At 38.2% G+C, this 16,484-nt stretch carries 12 protein-coding genes and 1 tRNA gene; 12 read left to right on the top strand and 1 reads right to left on the bottom strand.

Annotation, left to right across the window (positions count from 1 at the left end; all coding sequences use genetic code 11):
* Positions 1-40: 40 nt before the first annotated feature.
* Together H4J63_RS17585 and H4J63_RS17580 are read left to right on the top strand one after the other, a co-directional pair.
* Positions 41-116 (top strand) — tRNA-Glu (locus H4J63_RS17585).
* 330 nt (positions 117-446) lie between these two features.
* Positions 447-713, top strand: coding sequence for a DksA/TraR family C4-type zinc finger protein (locus tag H4J63_RS17580; RefSeq protein ID WP_010555328.1), 267 nt, complete (start codon positions 447-449; stop codon positions 711-713).
* Between the two features lie 283 nt (positions 714-996).
* Here the strand turns inward: H4J63_RS17580 and gloA are convergent, their stop codons facing one another.
* Positions 997-1,398: a lactoylglutathione lyase gene (gene gloA / locus H4J63_RS17575; protein WP_024594782.1), complete on the bottom strand. Its 402-nt coding sequence runs from the start codon at positions 1,396-1,398 to the stop codon at positions 997-999.
* A gap of 647 nt (positions 1,399-2,045) precedes the next feature.
* On the opposite strand from gloA, the gene H4J63_RS17570 reads away from it, so the two are divergent.
* The 10 genes from H4J63_RS17570 to H4J63_RS17525 all read left to right on the top strand — a co-directional run bounded on the left by H4J63_RS17570 (position 2,046) and on the right by H4J63_RS17525 (position 16,315).
* Positions 2,046-2,924: an NAD(P)-dependent oxidoreductase gene (locus tag H4J63_RS17570; protein ID WP_024598719.1), complete on the top strand. Its 879-nt coding sequence runs from the start codon at positions 2,046-2,048 to the stop codon at positions 2,922-2,924.
* 141 nt (positions 2,925-3,065) lie between these two features.
* A complete protein-coding gene (locus tag H4J63_RS17565; RefSeq protein WP_182197773.1) occupies positions 3,066-5,324 on the top strand; it encodes a chondroitinase-B domain-containing protein in 2,259 nt (752 codons plus the stop codon).
* A 5-nt stretch (positions 5,325-5,329) separates the two neighbouring features.
* Positions 5,330-7,546, top strand: a complete 2,217-nt coding sequence (locus H4J63_RS17560) for a heparinase II/III family protein (RefSeq protein WP_182197772.1) — start codon at positions 5,330-5,332, stop codon at positions 7,544-7,546.
* Positions 7,547-7,551: 5 nt separating this feature from the next.
* Positions 7,552-7,896, top strand: a complete 345-nt coding sequence (locus H4J63_RS17555; RefSeq protein WP_002962963.1) for a cupin domain-containing protein — start codon at positions 7,552-7,554, stop codon at positions 7,894-7,896.
* A gap of 2 nt (positions 7,897-7,898) precedes the next feature.
* On the top strand, positions 7,899-9,206 hold the full coding sequence (locus H4J63_RS17550; RefSeq protein WP_007585328.1) for an MFS transporter: 1,308 nt from the start codon (positions 7,899-7,901) through the stop codon (positions 9,204-9,206).
* A 74-nt stretch (positions 9,207-9,280) separates the two neighbouring features.
* Positions 9,281-10,213 (top strand): sugar kinase, encoded by a 933-nt coding sequence (locus H4J63_RS17545; RefSeq protein WP_024598716.1) that lies wholly within the window; start codon positions 9,281-9,283, stop codon positions 10,211-10,213.
* A gap of 230 nt (positions 10,214-10,443) precedes the next feature.
* Positions 10,444-11,061, top strand: a complete 618-nt coding sequence (eda, locus tag H4J63_RS17540) for a bifunctional 4-hydroxy-2-oxoglutarate aldolase/2-dehydro-3-deoxy-phosphogluconate aldolase (protein WP_182197770.1) — start codon at positions 10,444-10,446, stop codon at positions 11,059-11,061.
* Positions 11,062-11,075: 14 nt separating this feature from the next.
* On the top strand, positions 11,076-12,158 hold the full coding sequence (gene fbaA / locus H4J63_RS17535; RefSeq protein WP_182197768.1) for a class II fructose-bisphosphate aldolase: 1,083 nt from the start codon (positions 11,076-11,078) through the stop codon (positions 12,156-12,158).
* On the top strand, positions 12,155-13,117 hold the full coding sequence (locus tag H4J63_RS17530; RefSeq protein ID WP_024598713.1) for a class 1 fructose-bisphosphatase: 963 nt from the start codon (positions 12,155-12,157) through the stop codon (positions 13,115-13,117). The genes fbaA and H4J63_RS17530 overlap by 4 nt, the downstream gene beginning before the upstream one ends.
* 462 nt (positions 13,118-13,579) lie before the next feature.
* Positions 13,580-16,315 carry a poly(beta-D-mannuronate) lyase gene (locus tag H4J63_RS17525; RefSeq protein ID WP_182197767.1) on the top strand — a complete coding sequence of 912 codons (2,736 nt, stop codon included), beginning with the start codon at positions 13,580-13,582 and terminating at the stop codon, positions 16,313-16,315.
* The last annotated feature ends 169 nt before the right edge of the window (positions 16,316-16,484 follow it).

Raw genomic sequence — 16,484 nt, 5'->3', positions numbered from 1 at the left:
CGAGTCTAAAAATTCAGTTGTCCTAGTGACACATTTATGTGTCCCCATCGTCTAGAGGCCTAGGACACCGCCCTTTCACGGCGGTAACAGGGGTTCGAATCCCCTTGGGGACGCCACTTACTATTTTAAGTACTGTATAAAGCAGTGTGACACCGCACTCTCTATACACGACGTTATCAAGAGTACTAATCTCTTGAGGACGCCAATTACTTGTTTTTTAATAGGGAAGTGTAGTGTTATTAAGATAAAATCCAAAAATCCAAAAATCCAAAAATCCAAAAATCCAAAAATCCAAAAATCCAAAAATCCAAAAATCCAAAAATCCAAAAATCCAAAAATCCAAAAATCCAAAAATCCAAAAATCCAAAAATCCAAAAACATTCAGTACTTATAAAGATTCGATTTGGTAGCATAAATTTAAACATCCAACTTTATTAGGAGGATTTATGGCAAGTGGATGGGCACGAGACGGTGCAATTCAAGATCAAATTGATGCGAGTGTTAATGATGCCGTACAGTATGCAAGAAGCAATTTAATATCTGGCGCAAGTGCAGAGTTATGTGATGAGTGCGATGAGAAAATCCCACAAGCACGAAGGCTCGCGTTACCAGGAGTGCGCTACTGTGTTGTATGCCAAGCTGCAATAGAAGGTAATGGTGCTAGCGCTAAATCGTTTAATAGACGTGGCAGTAAAGATAGTCAGTTGCGTTAAAAAGGTGCTGAAAAGCACCTTTTTATTTAATACCAACCTGCATAAATATTTGAACAATATATAAAATTAAACCCCTCCATAGTTATACCAACCAGCATAAATCTTTAATCAATTTAACGAATTAAATTGCACTATAACGTCGTTAAAAATTTTTATTTAGAACAACTAGATACAAAAATTTTTGCCTAGTTCTAGCGTAATTTTCTTAACGTTAAATAGACCCCATATATAAGCAGATTGTCATTAAGCAAATTGTTATTACTTGAATTGGTTGTTAAGTAATTTAAAATTTACTCATGTCTTCTTTTTTCTGAATTAACTCAATTGCATAGCCATCTGGGTCTTTTACAAAAGCAATTTCAGTAGTACCGCCTTTTACAGGCCCTGGTTCACGGCTTACATTGCCACCAGCTGCTTTAATATCTGCACATGCTTTGTAAATATCATCAAACTCAATAGCAATATGACCATATCCATTACCTAGGTCGTAGCTATCCTCGTCCCAGTTATAAGTTAGCTCTAATACTGTGTTATCTGCTTCGTCGCCATATCCAACAAAGGCAAGAGTGTATCTGTATTCACTGTTATCAGCTCTGCGTAATTCTTTCATACCTAATATTTCAGTATAAAAAGCAATTGATTTATCCAAATCGGCTACACGAAGCATAGTATGTAATAAACGCATTTTTAGTTCCTTTAGTTATTTATTCAAAGTTTAGGGTATTTTTAATTAAGCGCTATTATTAAGCGCGTTTTAGGGGGGTTATATGTATTAGCTATATATGTAGGCGTTACGTACAAATCACAACCTCAATACCATTTAGAGTTGGAAGCTGTTGGCGTATGGTCTTTATAATTTTACCAATAACATCAATTGTAAATTACCAATTAATGAACCATTTTATTGAATTTTGCATATTTAAATAAAGAACACTCAATTATTGGTCAACCTATTAGTATAAAAAAAGCTACTAATTGTTCAACAAAAGTTAACCTATGTCTGATTAGGTTTGTGATATCTAACTCTTTGTTTTTAATTGATATTAAATTAATTTGTATGTAATTTGTAAAAGTATGGGATTTACTTGGTTAACTTATTGGTTGACAAGAAAGGCGTGTGGTAATACAGTTTTTGCATGCCAATTGGTAAGTTGCTTGGTTTGAGTGAATACAATGTATTGGTAATTAATCAGAGTTACGTTTTGCACAGGTTAATTTATAAATAACTCAAGCTTAAAGTTACTCTACAAATTGAAACAAAGACACAGCGTATTTTAAAGTAGATTTTACTTGTTCTTATAAAAGTATGCGCCACATATTTAGGAGTTATTCATGTCAAAACCAGTCATCGGTTTCATCGGCTTAGGCTTAATGGGCGGCAACATGGCCGAAAATTTACAAAACAAAGGCTATGAGCTAATTGTTATGGACCTTAGCAAAGATGCGGTTGCAGCATGTGTTGCTAGAGGCGCAAAAACAGCAAGCACTGCAAAAGAGCTAGCTGAAGGTTCAGATATTGTTATGTTTTGTCTTACAACGTCAGCAGTTGTAGAAAAAATTGTTTACGCAGAAGACGGTATCTTAGCAGGCATTAAAGAAGGTGCAGTATTAGTTGATTTTGGTACTTCTATCCCATCATCTACTAAAAAAATTGGTGCTGATTTAGCAGCAAAAGGCGCAGGCATGATTGATGCTCCTCTTGGTCGTACTCCAGCACATGCTAAAGACGGTCTTTTAAACATTATGGCTGCAGGCGATATTGATACATTCAATAAAGTTAAACCAGTACTAGAAGATCAAGGTGAAAATGTTTTCCATCTTGGCGAGCTAGGTGCTGGTCATACAACTAAGCTAATCAACAACTTCATGGGCATGACTACAGTATGTGCTATGTCACAAGCGTTTGCAGTTGCAGAGCTTGCTGGTGTTGACCGTCAACAACTTTTCGACATCATGTCGACTGGTCCATCTAATTCACCGTTTATGCAATTTTGTAAAAACTATGCGGTTGATAATGTTAGCGACCTTGGTTTCTCAATTGCTAATGCAAACAAAGATTTAGGCTACTTCCTACAAATGGTAGAAGATTTAGGTACACAATCAAAAATCGCTGAAGGTTCATCAGCTAACCTACAAGCAGCGTTTGACGCTGGTATGGGTCAAGGTAACGTTCCTGAAATTTTTGATTACTTCAAAAAGTTAGAAAAGTAAAAAACACGACAAATGGCGCTTAGCTTTATAGTTTAGCGCCAGCACACACACTTTCGATTGACGAGACTTAGCCTGCTTTGTGCAACACCACTTTTAAATATTCATAGAGCCTAATTCGAGTCACAATATAAAGAGTTAACTATGCGTTTAATTAATACTATAAAGCTAAGTTTAGTTCTGATTGGTTGTATATCTACGCAATTAGCAGCCAAAGATTATTTTGTAGATGATAAACAAGCCTTCCGTGATATTTCGTCTAACTTAGTTGCTGGCGACAAAGTAATCCTTAAAAACGGTACATGGTCTGACTTCGAAATCCTACTTGAAGGCCAAGGCACAAAAAACTCTCCTATTTTATTGACCGCTGAAACTAACGGTAAAGTAATTTTATCGGGTCAATCTAACCTAAGACTTGCAGGTAAATACCTTGAAGCTTCAGGTTTAGTATTCAAAGACGGCTATACACCGAGCTCAGCTGTAATAGAGTTTCGTAAAAATAAAAATGAATTAGCCTACAATTCACGAGTTACAGAAACAGTAATCGATAATTACAGTAATCCAGACAAACGAGAGTCTGATTATTGGGTGGCACTATATGGACAACATAACCGCTTCGATCATAGCCATTTAGTCGGCAAACGAAATAAAGGCGTGACAGTTGCTGTTCGTTTAAATACTGAAGCAAGTCAGGAAAATTATCATCGTATAGATAACAACTACTTTGGTTACCGTCCTACTTTTGGTTCGAACGGTGGTGAAACCCTACGTATTGGTACCAGCCACTACTCATTAACTGATTCGCATACATTGGTAGAGAATAACTACTTTGAACGCACCAATGGTGAAGTAGAAATTGTTTCGGTTAAGTCAGGCAAAAACATCCTTCGTAATAATGTATTTTATGAAGCGCGCGGTACATTAACGTTGCGCCACGGTAACGGTAACCTTATAGAAGAAAATATTTTCATTGGTAATGGTGTTGACCACACAGGTGGTATACGCGTTATCAATAAAGACCAAATTGTAAGAAATAACTACCTACAAGGTCTAACAGGATATCGTTTTGGCAGTGGTTTTACTGTGATGAACGGCGTACCAAATTCATCTATTAATCGTTATCACCAAGTTGAAAATGCGACAATTGAAAACAACACATTTATAAATGTGCGTCATATTCAACTTGCAGCTGGTAGCGATGCTGAACGAAGTGCGGCGCCTAAAAACAGCACAATGAAAAACAACTTAATCATAAATCAAGATGGCGAACAGCCATTTACAACATTTGATGATGTAAGTGGGTTGGTACTAAGTAACAACATTGCTGATACAAAAGTGCTTTCTGAGTTAATGTACGGTGTAAAGAAAGAAAAAATCACACTTAAAAAAGCAAGTAATGGTCTACTTTACCCAACATCTAAAAGTTTAAATGTAGGTGCAAAGCGCGATTTGAAAGTGCTGAAAAAAGAAGACACCGGTGTTAGCTGGTATACAAAAGTACCTGCCTTAGTTGATTTTGATTCTGGTAAAACACATTCTGTTAAAGCTGATGTAAGTGCATTACTAGACGCTATTGATAATGCAGAGTCGGGTGATGTATTAGAACTCGCACCTGGTCAGTATGATGTTTCTAAACTGGTTAAAATTGATAAAACGTTGACAATTAAAGCGAAGCAAAGCGGCAAGTCTAAACTTACTTTTCAACGCTCTACATTATTTGAAATACATGATGGCGGCAGCTTAAAACTAGATGGCTTATCAATTTCAGGTGAAAACGCGCCAGATGCAATAGGGAACAGCATTGTTCGTACGCAAAAATGGGGTATGGTTGATAATTATCGCTTTGTAATGACTAACTCTGAGTTGAATGCTTTAGATATTAATCATTCATTCCATTTCTTTATCACTGGTAAAGGTGCAATGGCTGATGAAATTATTCTTACAGGTAATACCTTTAATACAGTAACAGGTGACATTTTACGTCTAAATACTGAAATTGAAGACTTAGGTGTTTATAACGCGGAATACGTCATTGTAAATAATAATACATTTAACGATGTAGAAGGCGGCATAGTTAAGCTTTACCGTGGTGGTTCAGATGAAAGTACATTTGGTCCTCATTTTGAAATGACGAGTAACACGCTTAATAATATTGGCTTTGGTAAGCGTAATAAAGAGCAAGCGAGCATTTATGTTCACGGTGTTCAGGTTACTAATATCACAGATAATAAATTTGTTAAAACTGCTCCTATTGTTGTAGAGCACACAGTAGGCGAGCCTAAAACTGAAATCTCAAACAATACATTTGATGAAACTAAAGCACCAAGTGTGAAAGAGCTAAGAGTTAAAGGCCCGCATACGGCAGTATTAAAAAATAACAACATTTTAAATAAGGCAGGGTAAATACTATGCACTTATTAAAATGCCAAACAGGTTTTAAAATAGCTGCTGTAGCTGCACTTACATTACTTACATCATTGGGTGCGCATGCAGCGCACCCAAACTTAGTAATTACTACTGATGATGTTAAGCAAATGCGCCAAGCAATTAGTAGCAACAGTAGCACAAAGTTTGCTAACGCGTTTGAATCGCTAAAAGCACAAGTTGATGAGCAAATTGCACAGCCTATCACTGTGCCAGTTCCAAAAGACGGCGGTGGTGGTTATACACATGAGCGTCATAAGAAAAATTACCAACTTATGTACAATGCGGGCATTATTTATCAATTAAGCCAAGATGATAAATACGCAAATTATGTACGTGATATGTTGCTTGAGTATGCAAAATTATACCCAACGCTTGGTCTGCATCCAAAACGTAAAATGGATTCGCAAAATCCAGGTAAGTTTTTTTGGCAAAGCCTAAATGAAGCAATGTGGCTTGTGTACACAATACAAGCATATGATCTAATTCATGACTCGTTAAATGCCGATAACATTAAAAAAATTGAAAATGACTTACTACGACCTGTTTCGTTGTTCACATCAGTAGGCCAGCCTTCTACATTTAATAAAGTACATAACCATGGAACATGGGCAACAGCGGGTGTTGGCATGGCAGGGTATGTATTAGGTGAACCTGAGTGGGTAGAAAAATCATTATACGATTTAGAAAAGTCGGGTAAAGGTGGCTTTATTAAGCAGCTAGAGATGCTGTTTTCACCACAAGGTTACTATAACGAAGGTCCTTACTATCAACGCTTTGCACTATTACCATTTGTCACGTTTGCTAAAGCGATTGAAAACAACGAACCGCAACGAAAAATCTTTGAATATCGCGATGGCATATTATTAAAAGCGATTGATACGACGATTCAACTTAGCTACAACGGTTTGTTCTTCCCAATTAACGATGCAATAAAAAGTAAAGGTATCGATACCATTGAGTTAGTAAATGGTGTAACTGCGGCATACGGTTTAACCAACGATGCAGGTTATTTAGATATTGCTAAGCAACAAGACCAAATAATCCTCTCTGGTGATGGACTAAAAGTAGCTCAAGCACTTGATAACAACATGGCAAAACCTTATTCGTTTAAATCAGTTGCTTTCGGCGATGGTAATGACGGTAAACAAGGTGCTCTAGTTGTAATGAGAACACAGGTAGGTGGCGATCAAGCTCTACTATTTAAACCTGCTGCACAAGGTTTAGGTCATGGTCATTTTGATAAACTAACATGGCAGTTTTACGACCACGGTAATGAAATTGTATCTGATTATGGCGCAGCACGTTTTTTAAATGTAGAAGCTAAATACGGCGGTCGTTACTTACCAGAAAACGAAACTTACGCTAAACACACTGTTGCGCACAATACGGTAGTGGTTGACGAAACAACACATTTTAATGCAAATGTTGAAGTAGGTAATAATAACTACCCAACGCTTAACTTCTTTGAAACAAATGAATATGGCACGGTTTCAAGTGGCGAAATAAGCACAGCTTATAAAGGCGTTGATCTTGAACGCACGCTTGCACTTATTAACTTACCTGAACTACAAAGCACAGTTGCACTTGATATGTTTGATGTTGCAGCAAATAAAGCGCATCAGCTTGACTTGCCTTTGCATTATAAAGGTCAGCTTATCGATACCAGCTTTGAGCTAAAAGCGAATGCAACACAACTCGCTGCATTAGGTACTAAAAATGGTTACCAGCATCTATGGCTTAAAGCTCAAGCGCAACCTCAAAGTGGTTTAGCTAAAGTAACGTGGTTAAACGAGAATGGTCGCTTTTATACGCAAACGAGTTTGGTTAAAGGTGATGAGTCTTTCTTGTTTACCCAAATAGGCGCAAATGACCCTGATTTTAATTTACGTAACGAAAACGGTTTTATTCGTCGCGTTGAGGGTCAAAAGCATCATAAATTTATATCAGTATTAGAGCCTCACGGTGAATACAATCCAAGTAAAGAATATACCTTAGAAGCTGTTAGTAGAGTTACAAAGCTTGAATATAGTCAGCAGGGCGATTTAACACTTGTTGAACTTGATATTAAAGGCAAGTCATATTTAGTGGCTATTAATAAAGCACCAACATCAGCTAAAAACACATTCAATTATCAAAATAAAGAGTTCACTTTAAATGGCCGATTAGCCGTTTATATGATGAACAATAATCAGGAGTAAATAGGATGCAAAAGCAAAGCGCAAACTTTTCATTTGGCAACGAGACTGAAATTGAAGATTTAGGAAATGGTCTAAAACGTCAAATGCTAGGTTACAACGAAGAGCTAATGGCTGTTAAAATTTGGTTTGAGAAAGGGGCTATTGGTTATAACCATGCTCACAGACATTCTCAAGTAACGTATGTTGTTGAAGGTGAATTTCACTTTAACATTGATGGCGTAACTAAAATCTTAAAACCGGGTGATAGCTGCTTAATCCCACCATTTGCTGATCATGGAGCTACCTGCCCAACAGGCGGAATCCTGATTGATACCTTTAGCCCAGCGCGTGAAGACTTTCTTGAGGATTAATTATGCAACTTAAAGGCTTACGTTGGTGGGTTATAGCGCTAATTGCGCTAGCTACCATTATTAACTATATCGACCGTCAAGCACTTAGCGTGCTTTGGCCTGATATTGTTGAAGATTTATTCCCTGATGAATCAGCATTAGAACGCAAACAAATATACGCTAATATTTCAATTGTGTTTGTATTTGCTTATGCATTTGGTCAGGCCATATTTGGTAAAATATTTGACTGGGTGGGAACACGCTTCGGTTTTGTTTTATCGATAGGTGTTTGGTCTATTGCAACCGTTGCCCATGCATTTGCACAAGGTGTACTTAGCCTTAGTATTTTTCGCGCAATCTTAGGTGTAGCCGAAGCTGGTAACTGGCCGGGCGCAGCTAAAGGTAATGCTGAATGGTTTCCAACTAAAGAGCGTGCATTAGCACAGGGTATTTTTAACTCTGGCGCTGCTATCGGCGGTATTATTGCGATTCCTTTAATTGCATACTTAACTATCTACTTTAGCTGGCAAATGGTGTTTGTTTTTGTTGGTGTATTAGGTTTTCTTTGGTTAGTGCCTTGGTTAATTTTAGTTAAAGCGCCGCCTAGCTCTCACCCTTGGCTTACTGCCGAAGAACGTGAATATATCTTAACAGGTCAAAGACGTGTTGATGATAATGGCGATGTGACTGGCGAAGATGAAGAAGAATATAACCCGTCTACTGCTGAGTTACTCTCTCGCAAACAAAGCTGGGGTGTAATTATTGCCTCTGCTGCGATTGACCCTATTTGGTGGTTATTTGTTTTTTGGATACCTATTTACCTAAACGAAGTATACGGCATGGATGTTAAGTCTATTGGTATATACGGTTGGGTTCCTTATGTTGGCGCTATGTTTGGTGCATGGTTTGGTGGCTTACTGGCACAAAATCGACTTAAAGCCGGATGGAACACTGATAAAACACGTAAGTTAACTATTACGCTAGGCTGTTTAATTATGCTACCTGCGTTACTTGCAATGGCAAATCCAGGCGGACCAACGACAGCGGTACTAATTATGGCTGTTATTTTATTTGGTTTTCAAACTGCAATTGGTAATGTGCAAACACTACCAAGTGATTTGTTAGGCAAAAAAGCTGTAGGTACATTATCAGGTTTCTCTGGTATGGCAGCAAAACTTGGTGCTGTAGGCCTTACATCGCTTGTGCCTATTCTTACTGCTGATGGTAACTATACACCAGCATTTGTTATTGGTGCTTCTTTAGCCATTATAGCAATGGCAGCTGTTTGGATTTTAATTCCAAAAATAGAACCTCTTAAAAAGCCTCAATAATCTAGATAATAACTGCTATGCCAACATGTTTTGTATAAGCGCATAGCAGTTAACTACATAGGGTAACTTCCAAGATGAAAAATATTTACTTTATCGGTGAATGCATGGTCGAGCTTAGGGCTATGAGCGCGGCAACACTACACCAATCATTTGCAGGCGATGTTTATAATTCTGCAGTGTATTTAAAGCGTTGCTTCCCACAGGTTACTACTTCGGTTGTTACGGCTTTAGGTCAAGATAATTTAAGTAAAAAAATGCTAGAACGCTTTGAAAGTGAAGAAATAAATACACAGCTCGTATTTGCTCACGATACCAAAGTACCTGGCATGTATTACATAGAAACCGATGAGCATGGTGAGCGTAGCTTTATTTATTGGCGCAATGATTCTGCAGCTAAAAAGGTTGTTGATTTTTTAGATGCTGATGCACTTGAGCAGCTTAGCCAAGGTGATATGTTTTTCTTTTCAGGAATTTCATTAGCAATAATTGAAGAAAGTGCACGTGAGCAATTTTGGAAAGTTGTAAAGCAGCTCAAAGATGCTGGAGTTAAAATAGTTTTTGATCCTAACTACAGAGCGCGTTTGTGGAATAGTGTAGAGGAAACTAAAGAGCAATATCATTTAGCCTTTACGCTTGCAGATATTACCCTACCTGGCGTTGAAGATTTAACAACACTTTATGACGTACATAGCGTAGAAGCGGTTGTTGAATATTTAAAACCTTACCAAATAGAAGAAATTGTTGTTAAAAATGGCCCTGAATCGGTAGTGACAAAAGAGGGCGAGACCCTTCAAAGCCACACTATAATACCGGTAACAAATGTTGTAGATACTACATCAGCAGGTGATGCTTTTAACGGTGTTTATTTAGGTGCTCGTTTATCTGATAAATCAATTTCAAGTGCTGTACAACTTGCTGCAAAAGCAGCAGGTGCTGTTATACAACAGCCAGGCGCTATTGCTCCAAAAGATATATTTCAGCTAGCAATGGTTAAAGCTGGGATCTGATACCAATTTTATTAAAAACATGATCACCTTAGCGTATTAAATAACTCACTAACTACGTTAAAAATTATTTATATAGAACAACTATGTATCATAATTTTAGCCTTGTTATTGAGCTATTTTCTTGTCGCTATAATAGCTCATTAATTTAATGCAATTGGTATAACAAAATAATTAAACATTAAAGGCCGCCATACCTCGGCCGCATTACTTTTTTATAAAGGAACAACGTTATGACTCGCTTTTCTAAACTTATGTCAGGACAAACACTGCTACCTATAATTCAAGCTGATACGCCAGAGCAAGGTGTTCAAATAGCGAAAGCTATGGCTAACGCCGGCCTTACTTTAGTTGAAGTAGTGCTAAGAACAGAAGCTTCTTTAGAAGCATTAAAAGCTATTAAGGCACAAGTGCCTGAGCTAAAAGTAGGTGCGGGTACGGTAATAAATACTGAAATTTTAGAGCAAGCACTAGAAGCGGGTTCTGACTTTATTGTAACGCCAGCTGTGTCTCCTGTATTACTTGCCGCACTTGCTAAATGTAATGTACCGGTACTTCCTGGTGTATCAAACACAGGTGATATTTTAATGGCGCTTGAATATGGCTTTGAAGAGCAAAAATTATTCCCGGCATCGCTAGCCGGTGGAGCACCTTTTGTATCAGCTGTATCGTCAGTATTTAGAGCAGTCAGCTTTTGCCCTACAGGCGGTGTTAGCGAAAGTAACAAAATGGACTATCTTTCTTTAAATAATGTATTCGCCGTTGGCGGTACTTGGATAGCGAAAAAAGAATGGGTTGAGCAAGAAAACTGGCAAGCAATTACCGATTCTTGTATCCAGGCTTTAAAATAGAAAGGATTGCATAAATGAATTATTTAGCCCCAACAATACTGCCAGGCGTAATCGTTGGCGATGAAGTAAGTGCTGTGTATGAGCATGCGCGTACTAATCAATATGCTTTGCCAGCGGTAAATGTTGTTAGTACAACATCTATAAATGCGACGCTAGAAGCTGCTAAAAAGAAAAACTCGCCCGTTATTATTCAGCTTTCTAATGGTGGAGCTCAATTTTTTTGTGGTAAAAGCTTATCTTTACCAGAGCAACAATCAGCAGTGCTTGGGGCGGTAAGTGCTGCAAGATATGTACATTCAGTGGCAGCACATTATGAAGTGGCAGTAATGCTTCATACTGATCATGCAGCTAAAAAGCTACTACCTTGGATTGATGGTTTGCTTGATGAAGGTGAAAGACACTTTGAACTGACGGGCAAACCACTGTTTAGCTCGCATATGATTGATCTTTCCGAGGAGTCTTTAGAAGAAAATATTGAAATTTGTGAACGTTATTTAACGCGTATGGCAAAAATAGGTATGACTCTAGAAATTGAACTTGGTTGCACGGGCGGCGAAGAAGACGGTGTTGATAACTCACACTTAGATAGCTCTTCTTTATATACTCAGCCTGAAGATGTTGCATTTGCTTACGAACGTTTGAGCCGTATTAGCCCTAACTTTATAATTGCAGCGTCTTTTGGCAATGTTCACGGTGTATATAAGCCGGGTAACGTTGTTCTTACACCCACTATTTTAAAAGATTCACAAGCTTACGTATCAGAGAAATTAAATCTACCAAGCAACTCAATTAATTTTGTGTTTCATGGTGGTAGTGGTTCTGAGTACAATAAAATTGCAGAGTCTTTAACCTATGGCGTAGTTAAGATGAATATTGATACCGATACGCAGTGGGCGTGTTGGACAGGTATTTTAGATTACTACAAAGATAACCAAGCATACCTACAAGAGCAAATTGGTAACCCTGATGGGGAAGATAAGCCAAACAAAAAATATTACGACCCTCGCGTATGGCTGCGTCATTCAGAGCAAAGTATGGTTGCAAGACTAGAGCAATGCTTTGACGATCTAAATTGTGTAAATAGGTATAGCGCATGAAAAGATTAAATACAGTATTGAAAGAAGACGGTGTAGATACCGATCTTATTTTACTTATTCGCACAATTTTAGCGACTAGTAAAGAAATTGCTTTTCGAGTAAGTCAGGGTGAATTAGCCGGTGTTTTAGGCTCAACCCTTAACGAAAATGTTCAGGGTGAAGTTCAAAAAAAGTTGGATGTAATCGCAAATCAACTACTTAAAGACATACTACTTGACGATAGCAGCGTACGCTCAGTTGCATCAGAAGAAGAAGATCATGCGGTAGGTGGTCATCCTGAAGGTAAGTTTATTGTTGCCTTTGACCCATTAGATGGCTCTTCTAATATTGATGTTAATGGTCAAATAGGCACTATATTTACTATTTACTTAGCCCGTGATGATGTTGCTTTCGACAGCGACGAGCAATTTAGTCAGCCAGGTGTGAATCAAGTATGTGCAGGCTATGTGTTATACGGCCCTTCATCATTACTTGTAATGAGTACTGGCGGTCCAACGCGTTGTTATACATTAGACTCAACACATGGCGGTTACTTATTAACAAATAAGCAATTGAATGTGCCTGAGCAAAGTCGCGAATTTGCCGTTAATATGGCTAACTACCGTTATTGGGACGAACCAACTCAAGTGTATTTTGATAAATTGCTATACACCTGTGAAAGCTTTGAAAAAAGCTCAATGCGCTGGAATGCAGCGATGGTAGGCGACGTTCATCGTATTTTATGCCGAGGTGGCTTATTTTTGTACCCACAAGATAAACGCAGTGGTAACGATAACGGAAAAATAAGACTGCTTTATGAAGCAAACCCACTAGCACTTTTAGTTGAAAACGCAGGTGGTAAAGCAACTTCTAGAGGAACGCGTATTTTAGATATTGCGCCAACGAGCTTGCATCAACGCGTGCCTGTTGCTTTGGGCTCAAATGAGCCTGTAGAGTTTTATAATAACGCTATTTTATAAAACAGTACTTAATAAAAAAGGGGCAAAAAAATAGCCCCTTTTTTACTCTTATTTTTCATTCTCTCTGTAAATAATCCTTTCTATACAAACTCACTTCATTTCTTAATTTTCTTATAGTCTTCAAATAAGAATACTTTATATATATTAGATAAATCTGATTTACTTAACCTCATGTAAAAACAATTTTTTTGCTCTAAAGTTATGTTTTTTCGCAGTAATTATACATGATTGAATTCAATTTTTTACTAGGGAAACAGTGCGCGGTTAACTTTATGTTTATTTATTGTTATTTATTTGGGTGGGCGTAGTGGAAAAAGTTATTTTATTATGGTTATATTACCAAGTTGGTTAACAATTTATTTGCAACTCAAATAAATTTGGTAATACACACGTGAATTATTTGGTAACACACACAATAGATAACCAAATAGTAAAATCATAAATTTGGAGAATAGAGCCACCATGAAATTAAAACATTTTGCGCTATGCGCTATTGCAGCAGCAATAGTTGGTTGTGACACAAACTCAAACAATAATGACAACAACTTGGGCTCTATTGCTCTTAGTGGAACAGTTACAAGCGGACAAACATTAACGGCAGAAGTTAGTGACCCTGATGGCATCTCAGGTGACGTGACTTACTATTGGTATGCAGATGGTGAGGCAATTGCAGGTGCAAATAGCGCTTCATTTACACTGACTGACGATCAGATAGGGTTACCAATTACTGTTCAAGGGCTTTATACCGATGATGGCGGTATTAATGAATCACATATTACAGATCCAACCGCAGATGTTGCCGCCATCGCATTTCCTGCAAGTTTAACCATTACGGGTGACGCGCTAGTTGGTTCGCAACTAACAGCCAATGTAGCTGACGAAAACGGTTTTGATGGCGATACAGTAACTTATAAATGGTTTGCTGATGACGTAGAGATTGCAGATGAAGCACTTTCAACGCTCACGTTAACAGACGCACAGTTTGGTACTGTTATTACAGTTAGTGCATCTTTTGAAGATAGCCGCGGGTTTGCTGAATCTGTTACATCAACTGGAACACAAGTAGTAGCACGAACAAATTCAGAAGGCCAAGTTACAATTAGTGGTACGCCAACTGTTGGCAATACATTAACAGCAGAAATTGCAGATACCGATGGAGCAACCGGAGATATAACTTATCAGTGGCTTGCTGATGCACAAGAGATAGTTGGCGAGACAGAAAGTACCTTTACAGTTGATGCATCACTTTTAGGTCAAAAGATAAGTGTTCAAGTTGCTTATACAGATGATAATGGATTTATCGAGGATAATACGTCTGAGGAAACAATTGCTGTTTCTGCTGTTGCGGTTGACGAAGCCGGTAGCGTCGCAATTATGGGCGTAGCACCTTATTTGACAAGTGGCGAGTTAACAGCTGAGATAACAGATAACAATGGTGTTGAAGAGGCAAACGTTACTTATACTTGGTCTGCTGATGGCGTTGAAGTAGCCGACAGTAATAGTAAAACATTTACACCTGCTGCTTACGCTGGCTCAATAATGTCGGTAAAAGCTACGTATACGGATAACGATGGCTTTGCGAGTGAGGTTACAAACTCACTTGATACATTGGTTTACACACAATTAGTTAGTAACCCTGAAGCACTCCTTGGTGCTTTAAGCGGCGGTTTAGCTGATGGTGATTTTATTGGCTTAAACACCGGTGTTTATGCTGATATGGATGCAATTTTATTAACCAGTGCAGTAACGCTTCGCGCTGTAGAGGGTCAAACTCCTGTACTTAGCGGTGAAGTATGTGTACATGTAGCTGCTGGAGTAGATGGCGCTGGATTAACAGGGCTTACCTTTAAGAATATAGATACTAAAGCGGGTGCATTTTGCGAAGCCGAAGAAGATGCTGTTATTTACTCAGAAGGCGATAACTTTACTTTTTCGCAAAACACGATGGATGGCGATGAAGCAACGCTAAACAACTCTACTTATCATTGGTTAATGCTAAAAGGTAAAGGCGCTTTAATCGAACGTAATACATTTTCTAATCGTAATTTTGCTGAAAATGGCTCCGTGATTAAAATGGCATCTGCAAGCTCGGATCACGTTATCGAATATAACTTGTTTAGTGGCACTAGTAGCAATCCAAACTTTGACAATTCTAGCTTACATTTAATTAATGTTGGCAGTACTACAGACTCGGACGCAGCAGAGAACACTAATTTTACTATTCAATACAACCGAGTAGAAAACTTTGTAACGGGTCGTCGTTTAATGCGAGTGCAAACATCGGGTGCAACCATCAAAGGCAATACAATTGTAAATCCTAATGGTGGTATTTCACTAGAAGATGGTGGCTTCAACAGTGTTACAGATAACGTTATTATTCGAACTACCGATATTGCAAGCTCTGATGATCGCCCAGCGGGTATATTAATTACACCACTTGGTCACACCGTAAGTAACAACTACATTGCAGGTATTCGTTCTGGTAATAAAGAAGCGGGCGGTATTGTATTTACAGCTAACCCATTTTCTCAAGCTGACGGCGGTGTGCCAAATTCGGGTAACCAAGCTGTGCTTGATAGTGCTGGTGACTTTACACTAAATGTAACAAATAATACGGTTTTGAACTCACAGCAGCCTATCGTATTTAGTACTGAAATAGGTTCGCGTGCCCCCGTTAGTGACTGTGATGATCTAACAGCCGCTGATACACCAGTGCTTTATGGTTTAACTAAAAACGCATTTAAAATAACCTTTAATGGTAATTTAATCGCTAATGGTTTAGGTGATCAAACAGACGAAGACACAATAAATAGCAGTGCTACAACTCAAGGCTTATTTTACCCAAATACACTTGAAAGTGACCATGCTTTTGAATATGACTGTGACTTAATTAATCATGATAGTTCGGTGCTAAGTAACAACTTTGGTTATATGGATAGTCGAGTATCAGGCGATGCAAGCGGTGAGTGGGTTGAAATTAGAAAACTAAACGGTAATGGCGCATTCGATACTGATGGTGCAATTGACCAAGACCCAGCAACGAATGGTAAAGAAGTACTTGAGTACGTTACAGCAACAAGTACGTTATTAGAAACTGACCCTGCAGGCCTTCAGGCAGAGGCGGGTGCTAAAGGGCTTCATTATATTCAATCATCTGAAGTAGGTGTTGGATCTACATGGGAAATACAAAACGATTAAATAACCAATTAATCAGTTAACTTTTAAAAGCCCCAAATTTGGGTAATGTCAGTCAGTTAACACTGACTGGCTTTTTTTTATAGGGATATTTAGATGGTTTCTTTTTCACACATCGTGGAAAGCTGCGCTCATGATGCCTTGTTGGTAACTGAAATAGCGTCAGCGTTTC

Origin of the sequence: Pseudoalteromonas sp. 5Ae-yellow, from assembly GCF_014077565.1 — a bacterium.
Lineage (GTDB): Bacteria > Pseudomonadota > Gammaproteobacteria > Enterobacterales > Alteromonadaceae > Pseudoalteromonas.
Note: the sequence above shows the minus strand (reverse complement) of the source record. Positions and strands in the feature narration are given on the sequence as shown.

Excerpts from the sequence above, each read along its gene's own strand:
- H4J63_RS17565 (WP_182197773.1), top strand. The coding sequence starts at position 3,066 with ATGCGTTTAATTAATACTATAAAGCTAAGTTTAGTTCTGATTGGTTGT.
- H4J63_RS17550 (WP_007585328.1), top strand. The coding sequence starts at position 7,899 with ATGCAACTTAAAGGCTTACGTTGGTGGGTTATAGCGCTAATTGCGCTA.
- fbaA (WP_182197768.1), top strand. The coding sequence starts at position 11,076 with ATGAATTATTTAGCCCCAACAATACTGCCAGGCGTAATCGTTGGCGAT.
- H4J63_RS17570 (WP_024598719.1), top strand. The coding sequence starts at position 2,046 with ATGTCAAAACCAGTCATCGGTTTCATCGGCTTAGGCTTAATGGGCGGC.
- H4J63_RS17580 (WP_010555328.1), top strand. The coding sequence starts at position 447 with ATGGCAAGTGGATGGGCACGAGACGGTGCAATTCAAGATCAAATTGAT.
- H4J63_RS17555 (WP_002962963.1), top strand. The coding sequence starts at position 7,552 with ATGCAAAAGCAAAGCGCAAACTTTTCATTTGGCAACGAGACTGAAATT.
- H4J63_RS17560 (WP_182197772.1), top strand. The coding sequence starts at position 5,330 with ATGCACTTATTAAAATGCCAAACAGGTTTTAAAATAGCTGCTGTAGCT.
- gloA (WP_024594782.1), bottom strand. The coding sequence starts at position 1,398 with ATGCGTTTATTACATACTATGCTTCGTGTAGCCGATTTGGATAAATCA.
- H4J63_RS17525 (WP_182197767.1), top strand. The coding sequence starts at position 13,580 with ATGAAATTAAAACATTTTGCGCTATGCGCTATTGCAGCAGCAATAGTT.
- eda (WP_182197770.1), top strand. The coding sequence starts at position 10,444 with ATGACTCGCTTTTCTAAACTTATGTCAGGACAAACACTGCTACCTATA.
- H4J63_RS17545 (WP_024598716.1), top strand. The coding sequence starts at position 9,281 with ATGAAAAATATTTACTTTATCGGTGAATGCATGGTCGAGCTTAGGGCT.
- H4J63_RS17530 (WP_024598713.1), top strand. The coding sequence starts at position 12,155 with ATGAAAAGATTAAATACAGTATTGAAAGAAGACGGTGTAGATACCGAT.